Here is a 16,907-nt window from a genome sequence, read left to right on the forward strand (position 1 = left end):
TTTTAGTAAAATCAGCACAAGCCAAGAAGCATTCTCTTTAAGTGAGAATGCCTTTGACTCTTCAGAGTACAGGCTGCTCTGTCTCAGAGTTAGTTATGAATACAAAATCTAAATCTATCTCTCCTTCTCCCTTTTTGAGAGCGGGTAAAGTATAGGATTTTTCTTTAGCATAGGGTTCTAACGATCTAAGAAGAGGACAAAGAGAAGCTTCGCTAATTTCTGCCTGCAAAACAAGGTTTTGCTTTAGCTCTATCATTGTTTTTTTATTAAGCTCTTTTCCAACCTCTTGGCTTCTGAGATCCCCTTTATCAGTACTTTCTTTTTCCTCATCTCTTTTTTTCTTTATGTCTTTTTTCATCGCATCCAAAATGGTCTTAAATAATAGTGGATTTAAAGAAGTTGAAGTCATTTCGCCTTCGGCAAAAATAAAGGCGAGAATTCTTTCGTTACTGAGACCAGGATTTTTTGCTTCATCAAAATAGCCTCGAACTGTCTCACCTCTAATACGATTAGTTAAGATATTCCGCCACCAAGGTCCTTCATAAGCGGATACTGTCTTTAAAACCAATTCTTGGAATTCAGATTTAGACAGTTTAGCGACCCACTCATACATATAATCCTGCAATAGAAAGATATTTCTTTTTGCATAAATATGAGCGAATCGTTCATCATTTAAAACAAATTCTCTTGCTTTTTGCACATAAAAAAGGCTATCAAACTCATCCTTATTAAAGGCGGTGCGAACACTCAATAGATTCACATCAATTTGCTCTGTATCTGCAAGCATTTTTGGAATTAAATGGGCAATTAACTGTGTGTTTAATGAGTTAGATTTAAGACCACTTACACTCAAAATCGTTGCCAAACGATCGGCACCATTTTCCTTCACTGATTCTTCCAAAAAATCTAAAACTGGGTTTTTACGCCCACGATTGGCAGTCACATTATAGAAACTCGGCTCATAATCTTGCTCAATGATTTCTTTAACATATTTATCAAATTGACCTTCAGGAAGCTTTGATGTCCAATTAAATAATGCTGTTAAACAAGAGATTACTACTTCTTCTTCAGTATGCTTACGTTTTAATAAGGCAGGATAATCATGCAGCGCCTCTGCATTAAGCGATTGATCTTTTTCTAATGATAAATGTCGCTGAAAATTTAGTCCGCCATAAATACACTGTAAGTCCTCAAAAAATTTGGTTAATTGACCCGACCAAACATTCAGTTCCTTATTGCCTAAAATTGAATCAATTTCTTTTTCACAATTCTGCACTAACTTGATCATCTCTTCGAGGAAGATATTATTTTTTTCTACAGTCAAATCCTCTTGATCTAAGTTTTTATAATCAGTGAACAGGATATGAAACTGTCCAAAAAAATGCTCGAAACGAATCAGCGCTCGCAGCAAATTATGCTCTGGATGACAATCAATTTGCTGTGATTCATTAATTTCTTCAGGCTCTCCTAAGAGCATCCAAGCTTTAGTTATTTCTTGATCTTCTCCCTCCAGGCGCGCTTTTTTAGGCATGGGAATGGGCACCATTCTAAGCTCATTCGCCAAGTTATTAGCTAGAATTTTCGCTTCTTCTATAACTGAGCTCAAAATTGGAACATGCGAATCTCGCCAAAATTTATGGTAATTCTTTTTCATCCGCTCCAAGTCATAGCGACCTTCTGGAGCCACATCATAAGCATTGAGAATGGGTTGTGAAGATTGGGGTTTCAAATCTTCATGTATTTTAATTTTTTGCGCCCTGGCTTCCATTTTTTGATTCTGGTTAGCTGCCCACTCCTGTATTTTTTTATACGCCGAAGGCTTATTACGTAAAAACTTGGCAAATCCGGATACCGGAATGCCATATTCGTTTTCTTCACAGCCCTGGTAATAAACCACTTCCGAACGAAATTCATCATATTCATTTTGAAAAACTCTAACCATATGATCAACAAACGATTTGTTATCGGTTTCGCTATTAAATAGGAGGGGATATTCTCGCTCATAATCAAGCTTTGAAGAAAGAGAACTATAATCAAGAGGTAAATCACCTAGATATTCTTTAAGGCGTACACGCAGCATTTCTGGATCAAAACTAAGTAATTCTTTTAACAAAGCTTCAAACATTTGCTCCTGGAATTCAATTGAACCAGCTAAGGCTTGAAATGCCTCGGCCGCCTGATAATGTTTATAATAATTAAAATTTCCAGGGATAGTATTTGCTGGCCAATGGGTTCTATTTAGCACATTAGGAAAAGTATCTAATTCCTCTGCTTTTAAACGCATCCCCTTTTTAGGTATGGGTTTGAGAATACCGTCAATATATCGGCCACCTTTCATTATGTGAGTAATGTGGTAGAGGATCATATCCCAATCTAGTAAGCCGAAAAGACTAAAATTATCGGGATGGCGATCGTCACATTTGTAACGCCATGCCGCGACTAATAGTTCAGCGACATTGTATTTAATAAGCGTTTCCTTAGAAGGACAAACGAGTTCTCTTTCCTTAGGATCAGTGGGAAGATTTTTGCCCGCACTTAACAAGGGTTTATAGCCAGGTAATTCAAAAGAGACTGTTCCCAGGATTTTCTTTCCTGTCTCATCAAAAACGAGTCGATCTTCGGCCGCTTTATCCCCTAAAGAAAGACGCAGCGCAACACTCGCAGCGACAGAGTATTTAGCTAATAGAGGGGGGTAATCATCGGCGATAGGCTTAAAATACGCGATCTGTTCTTGGCCATCAGCGTCAAATAATCGAACTTTTTTAACTTCATGGCCTGAGGGGGTAACTACTTGCCCTTCGAGGTATTGTAACTGACTAATATAGAGTGCCTTCGATGGCAGAGACATAGCTCTTCCTAATTCCAAATCCTTGAATAATTCATATTAATCAGAAATGAGATGCCAGTTCAATAGTATTAATAAAAGCTAAACTGCATTTACATGAAATAAATTGTAAATTCGCTGGCCAAAATTGAAGGTTTGATAACGCTTAATTGGGTATTGCTTCTACATTTAAGCTATTTTTAAACAGATGCTGATTAGACTTCAACAAAAGTACACTTAAAATTGCTACGGTACTCACTAAAGCTCCGGGTAGCCAATTCGCACCTAATTTAACCGCCTGTTCTGCAAGAGGAAGGCTGACCGCACCGAGGCTAGCTGCTAGAGCCCAAACCGTTGATACACCTCGACAGCGATATTGAGCGGGTAATTGCAAGTACAGCAAATAATAAAGTGCTGAACAAGCTAAGGCATTGGCGATCGCATAGCCTAATACAGATAGCAAAACTGCTCGAGATAAATAAACCGTCGTAAAGAAAAAAAGGCAGGGAGCAGCTAGACTAATCAGAACCATACTAGCCTGCATTAAACGGTAAACCTGCGATGGCTGTGAAAAATAAGCGATGGGGAGGGCCAATAAGGCAGAGAGTAATTGAGCTACTGATCCTGTCCAAGCGCATTGCGTTTTAGACCACAATTGCTTATCAATGGCAAATGACACCCAAAACACATTACAGATATACACCGTCACACTCACAAAAGCACCGACAATCGCAATATTCAGCAGACCGCGCCAATGCGTTATCCAAATCGCATGAATAGGCAGATTATCTTTTTGGAACTCTGGGGATTCGCGCAAACGCTTACGCAAACGACATACCCATAATGATACAATACCAACTGCTGCAAAAATCAACCGCCACGCCCACAGGATATTTAGGTATTGTAAAAGAGTCGCGAGTGCGGCACCCAAAAACATGCCTAAAGCCCCACTTGCAGCCACTAAACTGCCAGCAACTAGCGGCCTCTTTGGGTGATGTTCCACCAAAAACATGGCAGACGTATTAATTTCTCCTCCTAAAGCGAGACCTTGAGCAATTCGTAAAACAAGCAGCCCCCAAGGCGCTAGAAAAGCAATTTGTGAATAAGTGGGTAATAAACATATGCCTAAGGTAGCAAATCCCATTAAAGCAGCAGAAAAAACCATCGGATTGCGTCGCCCGCTGAGATCAGCTTTTCGACCAAATATCCATCCACCCACTGGCCGAGCGAAATAGGCTGCTGCAAATAAGGCGAAACTTAGCGTCAAACTATAGGAAGAAGGCGGAAAGAAATCATTCGCAAAAACCGATTTTGCTAAATAAAGATAAAGGCTAAAATCCAGCCATTCAAGGAAAACCAGTGCTAATACTAAGACTAGACTACTGCGCTTCATCAGTCGCTCGGTGCTGCGGTGATTGTAGTGGCAACCTCCTGAAGCACTTGCTTATGGCGAGTGTTCAATGCTTCACTCGAGGCAGGTCGATAGAAAAATAGAAAATCACCTGTATTCTTTTGATGTACAAAATTAGCAATAGTTGCAGTAAACACGAGGGTTAGTATATTAACGATAATTGCCATTGCCATTCTAAGCTCAGGAGCCCTGTCTATTTCAACGACGTTCTTTATATGATTTTCCGCGCTGCTGATTTTTACAGTCAGCTCCTCTAGTTTTTGTTCAGTAGGCATCTCTTTAGGCGCATTCAATGCGTCATAAATTGCCTGATATAAATCCTTACGATAATGATGTTCGGATTCGAGTAAAAGCTCATATTTTACTTTCGTTGTCCTGTCGGTTTTTGCTTCGTCTTTTAACCTAGCTCTTATCGTTTGGCACTCTTCTTCGATTCGCAGGATTGCTCGATAGAGCTGCCTGCTTTTTTCATCATTTCTAACCACAAACTCAATAAATTGATCATCAAAGTCAAGCGCGCGAAGGCGATTGATCAGAATTAAGCACTCATCCAAATTATAAGCTTGCGTTCTAAGTCGAGCATTTTCTATATTTTTGCCGATATTTGCATAGTCGGCGCTTATTCTCCGACTCCTAATTCCAGCTGGTAATAGTTCGGCTAAATAAGGATGAAGCTGATTTTTAGTGGTTGTCCTTGTTAATAAAAGACGAAAATCATGGCCCTCTTTATCATCCTGCATTGCTAGCTGAAAAGCAGACTGGCTCTCCGGTGCCATGTTACCCAGGTTAATAAGAGACGTGATAACAGTCCTTTGCAAAGGCTCATCAAAATGAAGTAGCGAATCAACGGGCAGATGATGTCTTTGTATAGCAAGAGCCGCTTTAGCAAGTGATGGATTCCCTAACAACAGCTTAAAAGGGAGATCTACCAAGCCATGCAAATGATAGCTAGCGAAGGCTTCGATGGCAGCAATCGTTGTTTCAGCTGACACATGATCCCGCGCTTCTAGAGCTGAAAAACTGGTAATTACCTCTTGGTATAATTTATTTTTTTGCTCTTCATTTAAGAGAGAATCCTCGGCCAATTTAGATGTCAATAATTCTAGAGCTCGTGCTAACTCTTTTGCAATGTACTTCGTTTTAGTAAGCTGCTGCTCTGGCGTCACTTCGCATCTTTTGGCTATCGCAAAGACTTGTAGCTGTCCTAAAAATAAATTAGATAACACCCTGTCTTGTTCTGACTCCTGCAACCTCTTATATATTAGCCTAGCTTTCTCTTCTCTTAAGCGAATTTGGGCTTCTTCCCAATTGATTTCATGATTAACAAACTGTAAAACGACCGGCAATATGGTCTCTAAATAGCCTTTGATGACATCATCTAACTTTTTGCCTCTAACTATATTAGCCACAGCTAATATTAACTGACAGGCAAAAGGTTGCTTTAGTTGCTCAAAGCTAAATTTAACGCCTCTACTAACTAGAAAGCTGGCTGTTTGATGTAAATCGGGGTTAAAAGCCAGTTCTTTTATCTGCTCTGCGAAGAATTTTTCCTCGTGTGCTGCAACAATTTGTTGAGCTAGATTGGGATAAATTTTAAAAGCCTCAATCAGCTGAGCAAATTCAATTGGTTTAAGTAGATTCTGACTTAATAATATAAGACATGCAGTTTTCCATTCACTATTGTTTAACCGATGAATTTCGCCTAACGCCACTAAGAAAATTTCCTCACCAAGCAGATTCCTAATAGTCGACTCTAATTGACAACTTGCCAGCAAATTAACAGCGGATACCACTGCGGGGTTTACTAAATAGGTCGCTAAACGCTCAAACCCAAGTTCGTCTAGAATGAGTGCGGCCTTTAATTGTTCTGCACTACTGCAGTAATACAGCGACTCTAAAAATTCGCGATTCTTAGCTTCTACAAACCAATTGGCTAAAACCGACAAGAGTTCTTTCGATAAAGTGTTGCCGCCAAGCTGAGCGGTTTGCTCATATTTGTGAAGAACAGGGATGAAAAAGTCAGTCAGTTCGAGTAATTGCTTATTGCAAAGACTCTCATTTTTATCTTGTATCAAATATTCTGCTAAAAGCACTGGATCAAAAACGCGTTCAACAACTTGCGCAGTCCTTTGGTCTCCCAAAGTCTCATATAATTGCCCAAGAGTATGCTCAGAAATAGTTGGATATCTTAATAACAATCTGCACATCACTTCGTGACGAAAATTATCCTTAGGAAATTGCCAATCAAAAGTATTAAGGTAAATAAATTTTTGACAAACATCCTGATAGTTGGTTTCTTTGAGTGGAGTTAAAATCTCATAATGATCATTTTGAATAATAAAACTCAAGATAAGGGTTTTCTCTGCGTCAGCTAAATAGTCCGACAACAGAGCTTCATGCTCACCAGGGATCAACCGGTATAACTTCTTAACCAAAACCTTATCATTCAAAATAAGGTCTTGTCTTTCAGCACTCAAACCAATGCGATCCATGAGTAGTAAGAGTTCTACCTGGTTTTCATTGCCAACTTCTAATGCACTAAGCCTCGCATAGAGATCAGAGCTGGGATCTAAACATTTTCGCACTTGTTGCGAACTAGGCTTTGTTTTACAGTCATTCAGTAACTTTAAGAGCTTGCTAGTTAAGATCTCAGCTATTCTTGCGTTGAAGATTTCTAATAATTGCTCATTATCTTCAGTGTGTACAAAGGGTAGGAACAAATTAATAAGCTCTGCAGCGGGATTTATCTCACCAGTGGGGGTTAATATTAGTCTGATAAATTTTTCGAGAGGGGGCGATGCTATTGCTTCAATTAGTGTCCTATCATTGACAGAGACGGACCTTAGATCACAGGGGGACTTACACAATGGTTTTGGGTCAAATGAAGTTAAAACTTTAACCTCTGTTTCTTCGGGTGGCAAATTAGGATCTTTGGAAATCCCTATGATCCATTTTGTAGGATCATCTTTTCGATAAGAGAGAGAGAGTCCGCGTAGGTGATTATCTTTATCAAAATAGCCAAAGCAGATTTTGATAAACTGAGGCATAATTTGCTCTTCTTCGGTCTCATCTCTATTAAAAAAAGGGATCGGAACAGCACGTCCAGCGAAAAGCAAAAATAAATTGCCTCCCGTCATATTGCCCTGAGAATAGTTATTGGCCGGGCTTTGTTGCTCATCTAGCCATACACTTTTAAAATCGCGATATTGAGAAAGGGAGCCGAAAAATCGGGAGCGAGGGATATCGATTTCAACTTGTTTTTTATCTGTTCCAGGAGCAACATATTGCGCTTTTCTAAAAGCGGGGAAAACAGTTTTTGCTTTACCTTGGATCAAATAGGGCATTATCCGCTCCTCCGGACTCATGGACGTTATGAGTATAACACCCTTTTAATTTCGATGTTGCTTTTTAGCTAAACTTGTTCTTTTTTTGGATTAAATTAAATCAGAAAAGAATCTCATAAACCATAGGTTTCATGTGAAACCTTATTCAATTTTATTTGCTATAGACACCTGTAAAGCCGTTGCATTTTGCAAACCGCGTGGTAAGCGATTTCCACGACGACCTCTTTCACCTAGATAAAAGTTAAGATCTGCAGATTTCAAAGTAAAATGACGCTTTCCTGCATGGACTGTTAACGCATCTTCAGGGTAGAGAACTTGTAAATCAATGACAAATTCTTCGCGTTGTTCAGCTTTTGCAGAAGAGATATTAATTAATTTATTTCCTTTGCCGCGACTAAGCTCCGGCAACTCTTTGATAGGGAAAATAAGCAATCGACCTGCGTTGGTCACAGCAGCAATAAGTTGTGATTCCTTATTCGCAATTAGACGAGGCGTCATGACACGGCTGTTTTCAGGCAATTTGATACAGGCTTTTCCATTGCGATTTTTTACATATAAATCTTGTAATTTGCTAATAAATCCATAGCCAGCATCGCTGGATAATAATACCCAATTGTCTGCATCTCCCGAAATAAGACCTTCAAAAGAAATTCCCTCGGCAGGATTTAATTTACCAGTTAAAGGTTCACCTTGCCCGCGTGCAGATGGAAGTACATGCCCAGGCAAAGTATATACTTTTCCTTCACTATCAAAGAATATCACCTGTTGGTTACTTCGAGCATTGGTTTGGGCTTTAAACTCATCGCCGGATTTATAACTCAATTCACGCCCATCAATATCATAGCCTTTTGCGGCACGAATCCAGCCTTTTTGCGAAAGGACCACGGTAATGGGCTCATTAGGTAAAATATCCTCTTCTTTTAAAGCCTGGGAATCCTGGCGCTCTATTAACGGGGAGCGTCTAACGTCCCCGTATTGATCTCTATCTGCAATAATTTCGTCTTTGACTAAAGATTTTAAACGCTTTTCACTGGCTAAAATGGTCTGTAGTCGATCGCGTTCCTTGCTCAACTCATCTAACTCTCCCCTTAGCTTGATTTCTTCTAATTTGGCTAGATGACGCAATTTCATTTCTAAAATTGCTTCAGCCTGCCTTTCACTAAGTTGGAAACGCTCCATTAATCCTTGCTTGGGATTATCATGTTCTCGAATAATGGCAATTACTTCATCAATATTGAGATAGGCGACAATTAAACCTTCCAATACATGAATACGATCCAATACTTTTTCTAGCCGATATTCTAAACGCCTTTTTACTGTCGCTATGCGATAACTTAACCATTCCTGCAAAATGGTTAACAGCGATTTGACGCGCGGTTTGCCATCCAAACCTATCATATTGAAATTAACACGGTAGCTTCGTTCTAAATCAGTAGTCGCAAAGAGATGCGACATCAAGCCTTCCACGTCAACTCGATTAGATTTCGGAGAAATCACCAGGCGAGTAGGATGTTCGTGATCGGATTCATCGCGTAAATCTTCGATCATAGGCAATTTTTTTTGTTGCATCTGTGCAGCAATTTGTTCTACCACCTTCGCACCTGAAACTTGATAAGGAAGGGCAGTGATAACGATATTGTATTGCTCCTGGCAATATAGCGCACGCATTTTTATCGAGCCATTACCTGACTCATACATCGCTTTAATGGCGTGAGCAGGCGTAATTATTTCTGCTTCAGTAGGGAAATCAGGACCCTTGATATGGCTACGAACTTCGTCTAAAGTTGCCTTTGGATTATCCAACAAAAGAATACAAGCATTAGCTACTTCAGTTAAGTTGTGGGGTAAAATATCAGAGGACATACCCACGGCAATGCCTGTTGCTCCATTCAATAATACATTGGGTAAGCGTGCAGGTAGTAGCGATGGCTCTTGCAAAGTACCGTCAAAATTATCGACCCATTCCACTGTACCTTGTTGTAGCTCAGATAATAATAACTCAGCATAAGCGGATAAGCGTGCTTCGGTATAACGCATTGCAGCGAAGGACTTAGGATCATCCGCGGATCCCCAGTTTCCTTGCCCATCGACGAAGGGATAACGGTAAGAAAAAGGCTGCGCCATTAAAACCATTGCTTCATAGCAGGCCGTATCGCCATGAGGATGGAATTTACCTAAAACGTCCCCCACGGTACGGGCAGATTTTTTGTATTTAGCAGTCGCTTTGAGCCCTAATTCAGACATTGCATAGACAATACGTCTTTGCACCGGTTTTAAGCCATCGGCAATATGGGGAAGTGCTCTATCAAGGATTACATACATTGAATAATCAAGGTAAGCCTTTTCGGTAAACTCGGTCAGCGTTTTACGCTCTATCGCATCATTCATAAGATTCATTTTAAATTTCAATCACAGATATTAGATCCGGTTATTCAAATGCTATTTTAGCATCAATTATAAAGGTCGCGAATAATAAGCACCTCAAACTGTGAATAACTTTGCAGGATCTTTCAAAATTAGAACAGTTAATTTTATATGTCTTTGATAAATAATAATTTTTTGTCGAAATAACTTTGGCTTGACAGACTTTCCTGTGGATAAGCTTGTGGATCGACAGTTGAATAAGTGCTTAACTCATTGTAAAAAGGAACAGTTACTAAGATTGGTTAATGTAACATAATAATTATACGAATATATACATTAGAGAATGATCGATAAACTAAAGCCTTAATGAAAACATTAAGGCTTGTTTTATTTATTTAGAATTACTTAAGATTGTTTCTAATTTTCTTGATTGCACGGATCTGTGCAACAGCACGTGCTAACTCAGCAGTTGCCTTGGAATAATCCAATTCAGAATTTTTATTAGCAATTGCTTCTTCTGCACGAACTTTAGCAGCTAGAGCAGCGGCCTCATCGAGATCCTCTGCTCGTTCTATCGCATCAGCCAAAACAGTAACATAGTAGGGTTGCACTTCTAACATTCCGCCAGAAACATAGTAAACCTCTTGTTTACCCCCTTGCAAAGTTACGCGAATTTCTCCCGGCTTTAGAACAGTTAGCAAGGGAGCGTGGCCTGGAGAAACGCCAATCTCTCCCATCTCGCCAGTTGCTACTATCATTTCCACGACGCCAGAGAATATTTCCTGTTCTGCACTGACGATGTCTAAGTGCGTTGTTATTGCCATGTCTGTTTGCCTCATAAGGTTTTAGCTTTAGCAACAGCTTCCTCGATGCTACCAACCATGTAAAACGCTTGCTCAGGTAAGTCATCATATTCGCCGGCAAGAATTCCTTGGAATCCTTTAATCGTATCTTTCAATGACACATATTTACCAGGTGAACCGGTGAACACTTCAGCAACGAAAAATGGCTGTGAAAGAAAACGTTGGATTTTACGTGCACGAGTAACAACCCGTTTATCTTCTTCAGACAATTCGTCCATACCTAAAATTGCAATAATATCTTTTAATTCTTTATAGCGTTGTAACGTTTGCTGGACACGACGAGCGGTGTCGTAATGCTCTTGGCCTACAACTAAAGGATCTAACTGTCGTGAAGTAGAATCCAAGGGATCTACTGCAGGATAAATTCCTAACTCTGCAATTTGACGCGACAGTACTACTGTAGCATCCAAGTGGGCAAAGGTAGTGGCAGGCGATGGGTCAGTCAAGTCATCCGCTGGAACGTAAACTGCTTGGATAGAAGTAATAGAACCTGTTTTTGTAGAGGTAATACGTTCTTGCAGCATACCCATTTCTTCTGCCAGTGTTGGCTGATAACCTACTGCTGATGGCATACGGCCTAACAGCGCAGATACTTCAACCCCTGCCAAGGTATAACGATAAATGTTATCAATAAATAATAGAACGTCACGACCTTCGTCACGGAATTTTTCTGCCATGGTCAAACCAGTCAAAGCAACACGTAGACGGTTTCCTGGTGGCTCATTCATCTGTCCGTAAACCAGTGATACTTTGTCCAATACGTTAGAATCTTTCATTTCATGATAGAAATCGTTACCTTCTCGAGTACGTTCGCCGACTCCAGCAAATACGGAATAACCACTGTGCTCATGAGCAATATTTCGGATTAATTCCATCATGTTAACGGTTTTACCTACACCAGCACCACCGAAGAGACCGACTTTACCACCTTTCGCAAAAGGACAAAGTAAGTCAATAACTTTAATTCCGGTTTCGAGTAATTCTTGACCGCCTGCTTGATCTTCATAGCTAGGTGCCTGACGATGAATTGTCCAATATTCTTCGGCTTCAATTGGGCCTGCATCATCAACTGGACGACCTAGAACATCCATAATTCGTCCTAAAGTCTTTTTACCAACAGGAACGCGAATAGGTTCACCAGTATTTTCTGCTTTAAGCCCACGTTTCAAACCGTCTGTAGTACCCATTGCAATAGTACGCACAACGCCATCACCTAGCTGCTGCTGTACTTCAAAAACTAGATCGCCTTCAACGAGCTTTAAAGCATCGTTTACTTTGGGAACACTTTCGCGGGGGAATTCTACGTCGACCACCGCACCAATAACTTCAACTACTGTTCCTACACTCATCGTATACCCTCTTATAAAGCGTCTGCACCACCGACAATTTCAGCCAACTCTTGGGTAATGGCAGCTTGTCGGGCTTTGTTATAAGCCAATTGAAACTCTTTAATTAAATCACCTGCGTTGTCAGTTGCGCTTTTCATCGCAATCATTTTGGCTGCTTGTTCACAGGCGATATTTTCTACTACTGCTTGATAAACTTGTAGCTCGATATAGCGCTCCAGCAATGCATCAAGTAACTCTTTGGCATCTGGTTCATAGATGTAATCCCAATGATGCCCAAGCGATTTACTATCTTCTTCTGCTCTAGGCAAAGGCAGCAATTGCTTGACAGTTGGCTTTTGTGTCATGGTGTTAACAAATTCATTGTATACGACATGCAAGGCATCAATTTCACCTTTGTAAAATGCATCTAGCATGACTTTAACAGCGCCAATCAAATCGTTAACACCTGGCTTATCGCCTAATTGATCAATTGAGGCAATTACTCGTCCGCCTACACGTTTGAAAAACGCCTGACCTTTACGGCCAATAACACAAAGATCAATTTCTTTTCCTTCTTGTTGCCATTGGCGGAGAACACGAATTGTTTCTCGTAAAAGGTTTGAGTTCAACCCACCACACAAGCCCCGATCAGAAGTGACGACAATTACGCCGATACGCTTAATGTCACGATTGTCCATAAAAGGGTGACGATATTCGGATGTCGCACGCGCTATGTGTTTGACAACATTATATATTTTAGTTGCATAGGGCTTTGATGCACGCATTCTATCTTGCGTTTTACGCATCTTGCTTGCAGCAACCATTTCCATTGCTCGAGTAATTTTTTGCGTGTTTTTAATACTCGCAATTTTTGAACGGATCTCTTTCGCTCCAGCCATATCTTGCTTCGCCTTTAATTAACAAACTGTGCTTGGAAACACAGTCTGCGTAATCATCAGCCATTATCTGCTTTAAGCAGAAAATGACTCTAAACTTACCAACTACCACTGCGTTTGAATTCTTCCACAGCAGCCTTAATTTGCGACTCTATCTCGCCGTCATAGGCGCCTGCTTCATTAATTTTCTGTAATAAAGCGGCCTGTGAAGTGCGCATATAACCATGTAAAGCATGCTCGAATGCACTTACTTCGCTAACAGGGATATCATCTAAATAACCTTTTTCAACAACAAAAAGGGAAATTGCCATTTCTGCTACTGAGAGTGGTGAGTATTGTTTTTGCTTCATTAATTCAGTGATCCGTTGTCCGCGCTCTAACTGCTTACGAGTTGCATCGTCAAGATCTGAAGCAAATTGAGAAAATGCTTCCAATTCACGGAATTGAGCTAATGCTAGACGCGTACCGCCACCGAGTTTTTTCATGATTTTGGTTTGCGCAGCACCACCTACCCGAGAGACTGAAAGTCCTGAGTTAATTGCTGGACGCACCCCTGAGTTAAACAAATCAACATCAAGGAAAATCTGACCATCGGTAATAGAGATTACGTTGGTGGGTACGAAAGCAGAAACGTCTCCAGCCTGGGTTTCAATAATTGGTAGGGCAGTCAGTGAGCCTGTCTTACCTTTAACTTCACCGTTAGTTAACTTTTCAACTTCTTCAGCATTAATTCGTGCTGCACGTTCCAGTAGGCGAGAGTGCAAATAGAAAATATCACCAGGATAAGCTTCTCTACCGGGAGGACGTCTTAATAACAGAGATATTTGGCGATAAGCCCAAGCTTGTTTAGTCAAATCATCGTAAACGATCAACGCATCTTCACCCTTTTCCATGAAGTATTCACCCATGGTGCAACCTGAATAAGGAGCGATAAACTGAAGCGCAGCAGAGTCGGAAGCGCCGGCAACTACGACTATGGTATGTTCCATTGCGCCGCTTTCTTCCAATTTACGTACAATCGCAGCAACAGATGATGCTTTCTGGCCAATAGCAACGTAAATGCATTTTACGCCTGTACCTTTTTGGTTAATGATCGCATCAATTGCAATGGCTGTTTTTCCAGTCTGACGGTCGCCAATGATAAGCTCACGTTGGCCACGACCCACGGGGATCATCGCATCTACCGCTTTCAGACCTGTTTGAACAGGTTGATCTACTGATTGACGACTAATTACACCAGGCGCAACTTTTTCAATCGGAGATGTTTTAGTTGCTTCGATTGGCCCTTTACCATCAATTGGATTACCAAGCGCATCAACCACACGGCCTAATAAAGCCTTTCCAACGGGCACCTGAAGAATACGGCCAGTACATTTTCCTTGTTGGCCTTCTGATAAACTGGAATAATCACCAAGAATTACAGCACCGACAGAATCACGCTCTAAGTTTAGAGCTAATCCATAGATACCGCCTGGGAATTCAATCATTTCACCTTGCATAACATCTTCTAGGCCATGCAGACGAACGATACCATCTTTTAAGCTAACAATCGTACCTACATTTCTTGCTTCTGAAACAACAGAAAATTGTTCAATTCTCTTTTTAATTAACTCACTGATTTCAGATGGATTTAAAGCTACTTGTTCTGACATGAATTCTATCCTCTTATTACGCGGCTAAATCGGCGCCTAATTTATTTAATTTTCCAAGCACCGAACCATCAATAACTAAATCGCCTGCACGAATAATCGCGCCACCTAACAATGACTTGTCCTCAGTAAGGTTAAGTGTTACTTGACGCTGTAATCGATGGCTGAGCGAGTCGATTAATTTCTTTTGTTGGTCTGATGAAAGTTCTGAGAAACTAATAACATCTACCTTCAGCGTTTTTTCTTGCTCAGCGCGCAGTACTTCAAAAATCACTTTAATATCGGGTAACAACATGAGTCGTTTATTCTGAGCCAATAGACTGATCAGATTTTCTACTTCAGTATTATCCGAGTCTGATTTTGCAAAGAGAGCCATTAACAAACTTAGCTGTTGTTCTACAGTGACAGTCGGGCTCAAAATAAATTGCTTTGCTTTTTCATCTAATACTGCAACAGCAAGTCTCTGCAGTATTTCAGACCATTCACTAAGTCTTTTGGTCGCTAGGGCGTGCTCAAAAATGGCTTTAGAATAGGGTCTGGCGATCGTAGTAGTATTAGACATAATCAAATCTCTTCAATCAGATCATCGAGCAGTTTGCTATTCGCCTTTGCATCGATTTCGCGATTTAGAATTTTTTCTGCTCCGGCAATCGCTAACTGAGCTACTTGGCTACGCAAGCTATCTTTTGCATGGTTGATTTCCTGCAATATTTGCTCATGAGCTATCTTAGCTTGTCTTTGAGCTTCTAATTTAGCGTCTTCTTTAGCTTCTTCTATCATCTGTGCTGCACGACGATTCGCTTTTTCTACGATTTCAGAAGCTTGTGCTTTCGCTTGCTTCAATTCATCTTTTACACGATGCTGGGCAAGTTCTAATTCCTTTCGTCCACGCTCAGCCGATGACAAGCCGTCAGCTATTTTATCTTGGCGTTCTTCCATCGCCTTAGCCAACGGAGGCCAGACAAATTTCATGGTAAACCAAACAAATGCTGCAAAAACCAGCATCTGCACAACCAGAGTTAAATTAATATCCAAGGTAATATCTCCCGTAGCAATTAGGGCGCTTGGCGCCCTTATTTGGTTTTATTAAGAACCCAAGTTGCTGAGGAAGGGGTTGGCGAAAGTGAAGAATAACGCAATACCCACACCAATCATTGTTACCGCATCAAGCAGACCAGCAACAATAAACATTTTTACTTGCAGCATAGGAACCATTTCGGGTTGACGCGCAGAACCTTCAAGGAATTTTCCGCCTAATAAACCGAAACCAATCGCAGTACCTAAAGCACCTAAACCAATGAGTAAAGCGACTGCAATAACAGTCATACCTTGAACCTGTGCTATCAAATTTGCAGCTTGCATATAAATCCCCTTAATGGACAATGATTAAATAAAAAACTGATTAATGATCTTCATGAGCCAAACTTAGATAAACTATCGTTAGCACCATGAAAATAAATGCTTGCAACGTAATAACCAATATATGGAAAATTGACCAAGCAAAGGCCAACACGAATTGCGCTACACCTAAGGTGGATGTTCCTACTACAGAGGCAGACGTTGCATTCAAAGTTAACAAGGCTATCAGAATAAAGATCAATTCGCCAGCATATAAGTTACCAAACAAACGAAGTGCCAATGAAATTGGCTTAGCGATCAATCCTACTAATTCAAGCAGCAAGTTAAATGGAATAAATACTGGGTGGTTGAATGGTTGCAATGTTAATTCTTTTATAAAACCTTTAAGCCCCTTAATTTTTACGCTGTAAATTATAATGAGCATGAATACCGATAAGGATAGAGCAAAGGTTAAATTCAGATCGTTTGTTGGAACCACTTTTAAATAATGAATACCAACTGTCTGGGCTGCTAAAGGCAGAATATCGACGGGTAGAATATCCATAAAATTCATCAGGAAAACCCAAACGAAGATGGTTAGCGCCAGAGGGCCAATTAATTTATTTTTACCATGAAAACAATCTTTAACCTGATTATCCGCAAATTCAAGCATTAACTCGGCAAAATTCTGCAATTTTCCAGGAACACCAGTAGTTACTCTGCGAGCACCAAAATAGAGCAAAGTTAGAATCACAATGCCTGATACTACTGAAAAAAATAAAGTATCTAAGTTGACTGTCCAAAAACCATCGGATCCAAAACTCATTGTCTTAAAATCGAAGGTTAAATATGTTAAATGATGCTTAATGTATTGGGTGCTTGATACCATT

General features: G+C 40.3%; 12 protein-coding genes. All 12 read right to left on the reverse strand.

Going from position 1 to position 16,907, the window contains the following annotated elements; translation table 11 throughout:
* Positions 1–61: 61 nt before the first annotated feature.
* The 12 genes from Ldro_RS14440 to atpB all read right to left on the reverse strand — a co-directional run bounded on the left by Ldro_RS14440 (position 62) and on the right by atpB (position 16,906).
* Complete coding sequence (locus Ldro_RS14440) at positions 62–2,848, reverse strand: hypothetical protein (protein WP_058497127.1); 2,787 nt, start codon at positions 2,846–2,848, stop codon at positions 62–64.
* Between the two features lie 142 nt (positions 2,849–2,990).
* Positions 2,991–4,217, reverse strand: a complete 1,227-nt coding sequence (locus tag Ldro_RS14445) for an MFS transporter (protein WP_058497128.1) — start codon at positions 4,215–4,217, stop codon at positions 2,991–2,993.
* Positions 4,217–7,579 carry a hypothetical protein gene (locus tag Ldro_RS14450; RefSeq protein WP_058497129.1) on the reverse strand — a complete coding sequence of 1,121 codons (3,363 nt, stop codon included), beginning with the start codon at positions 7,577–7,579 and terminating at the stop codon, positions 4,217–4,219. Before Ldro_RS14450 ends, Ldro_RS14445 begins: the two co-directional genes overlap by 1 nt.
* A 141-nt stretch (positions 7,580–7,720) precedes the next feature.
* Positions 7,721–9,967 (reverse strand): DNA topoisomerase IV subunit A, encoded by a 2,247-nt coding sequence (gene parC, locus Ldro_RS14455; protein ID WP_058497227.1) that lies wholly within the window; start codon positions 9,965–9,967, stop codon positions 7,721–7,723.
* A 377-nt stretch (positions 9,968–10,344) separates the two neighbouring features.
* On the reverse strand, positions 10,345–10,767 hold the full coding sequence (locus Ldro_RS14460; protein WP_058497228.1) for a F0F1 ATP synthase subunit epsilon: 423 nt from the start codon (positions 10,765–10,767) through the stop codon (positions 10,345–10,347).
* Between the two features lie 11 nt (positions 10,768–10,778).
* The gene (gene atpD, locus Ldro_RS14465) at positions 10,779–12,155 is read right to left on the reverse strand and encodes a F0F1 ATP synthase subunit beta (protein WP_058497130.1); all 1,377 of its coding nucleotides are present in this window, start codon (positions 12,153–12,155) and stop codon (positions 10,779–10,781) included.
* An 11-nt stretch (positions 12,156–12,166) separates the two neighbouring features.
* Positions 12,167–13,033 carry a F0F1 ATP synthase subunit gamma gene (gene atpG, locus Ldro_RS14470; RefSeq protein WP_058497131.1) on the reverse strand — a complete coding sequence of 289 codons (867 nt, stop codon included), beginning with the start codon at positions 13,031–13,033 and terminating at the stop codon, positions 12,167–12,169.
* Positions 13,034–13,128: 95 nt separating this feature from the next.
* Positions 13,129–14,682, reverse strand: a complete 1,554-nt coding sequence (gene atpA / locus Ldro_RS14475; protein WP_058497132.1) for a F0F1 ATP synthase subunit alpha — start codon at positions 14,680–14,682, stop codon at positions 13,129–13,131.
* A gap of 16 nt (positions 14,683–14,698) precedes the next feature.
* Positions 14,699–15,241, reverse strand: coding sequence for a F0F1 ATP synthase subunit delta (locus tag Ldro_RS14480; protein WP_058497133.1), 543 nt, complete (start codon positions 15,239–15,241; stop codon positions 14,699–14,701).
* Positions 15,242–15,243: 2 nt separating this feature from the next.
* A complete protein-coding gene (locus Ldro_RS14485) occupies positions 15,244–15,714 on the reverse strand; it encodes a F0F1 ATP synthase subunit B (protein ID WP_058497134.1) in 471 nt (156 codons plus the stop codon).
* Positions 15,715–15,765: 51 nt separating this feature from the next.
* The gene (gene atpE / locus Ldro_RS14490; protein WP_028385819.1) at positions 15,766–16,041 is read right to left on the reverse strand and encodes a F0F1 ATP synthase subunit C; all 276 of its coding nucleotides are present in this window, start codon (positions 16,039–16,041) and stop codon (positions 15,766–15,768) included.
* A 40-nt stretch (positions 16,042–16,081) separates the two neighbouring features.
* Entirely contained in the window at positions 16,082–16,906 is an 825-nt protein-coding gene (gene atpB, locus Ldro_RS14495; RefSeq protein WP_083497985.1) for a F0F1 ATP synthase subunit A, read from the reverse strand.
* Between the last annotated feature and the right edge of the window lies 1 nt (position 16,907).

Source organism: Legionella drozanskii LLAP-1 (assembly GCF_001467585.1).
Classification (GTDB): Bacteria; Pseudomonadota; Gammaproteobacteria; order Legionellales; family Legionellaceae; genus Tatlockia; species Tatlockia drozanskii.

Coding starts and splice junctions, on each gene's coding strand:
- Ldro_RS14440 (WP_058497127.1), bottom strand. CDS start 2,848: ATGTCTCTGCCATCGAAGGCACTCTATATTAGTCAGTTACAATACCTC.
- Ldro_RS14445 (WP_058497128.1), bottom strand. CDS start 4,217: ATGAAGCGCAGTAGTCTAGTCTTAGTATTAGCACTGGTTTTCCTTGAA.
- Ldro_RS14450 (WP_058497129.1), bottom strand. CDS start 7,579: ATGCCCTATTTGATCCAAGGTAAAGCAAAAACTGTTTTCCCCGCTTTT.
- parC (WP_058497227.1), bottom strand. CDS start 9,967: ATGAATGATGCGATAGAGCGTAAAACGCTGACCGAGTTTACCGAAAAG.
- Ldro_RS14460 (WP_058497228.1), bottom strand. CDS start 10,767: ATGGCAATAACAACGCACTTAGACATCGTCAGTGCAGAACAGGAAATA.
- atpD (WP_058497130.1), bottom strand. CDS start 12,155: ATGAGTGTAGGAACAGTAGTTGAAGTTATTGGTGCGGTGGTCGACGTA.
- atpG (WP_058497131.1), bottom strand. CDS start 13,033: ATGGCTGGAGCGAAAGAGATCCGTTCAAAAATTGCGAGTATTAAAAAC.
- atpA (WP_058497132.1), bottom strand. CDS start 14,682: ATGTCAGAACAAGTAGCTTTAAATCCATCTGAAATCAGTGAGTTAATT.
- Ldro_RS14480 (WP_058497133.1), bottom strand. CDS start 15,241: ATGTCTAATACTACTACGATCGCCAGACCCTATTCTAAAGCCATTTTT.
- atpE (WP_028385819.1), bottom strand. CDS start 16,041: ATGCAAGCTGCAAATTTGATAGCACAGGTTCAAGGTATGACTGTTATT.
- atpB (WP_083497985.1), bottom strand. CDS start 16,906: ATGGTATCAAGCACCCAATACATTAAGCATCATTTAACATATTTAACC.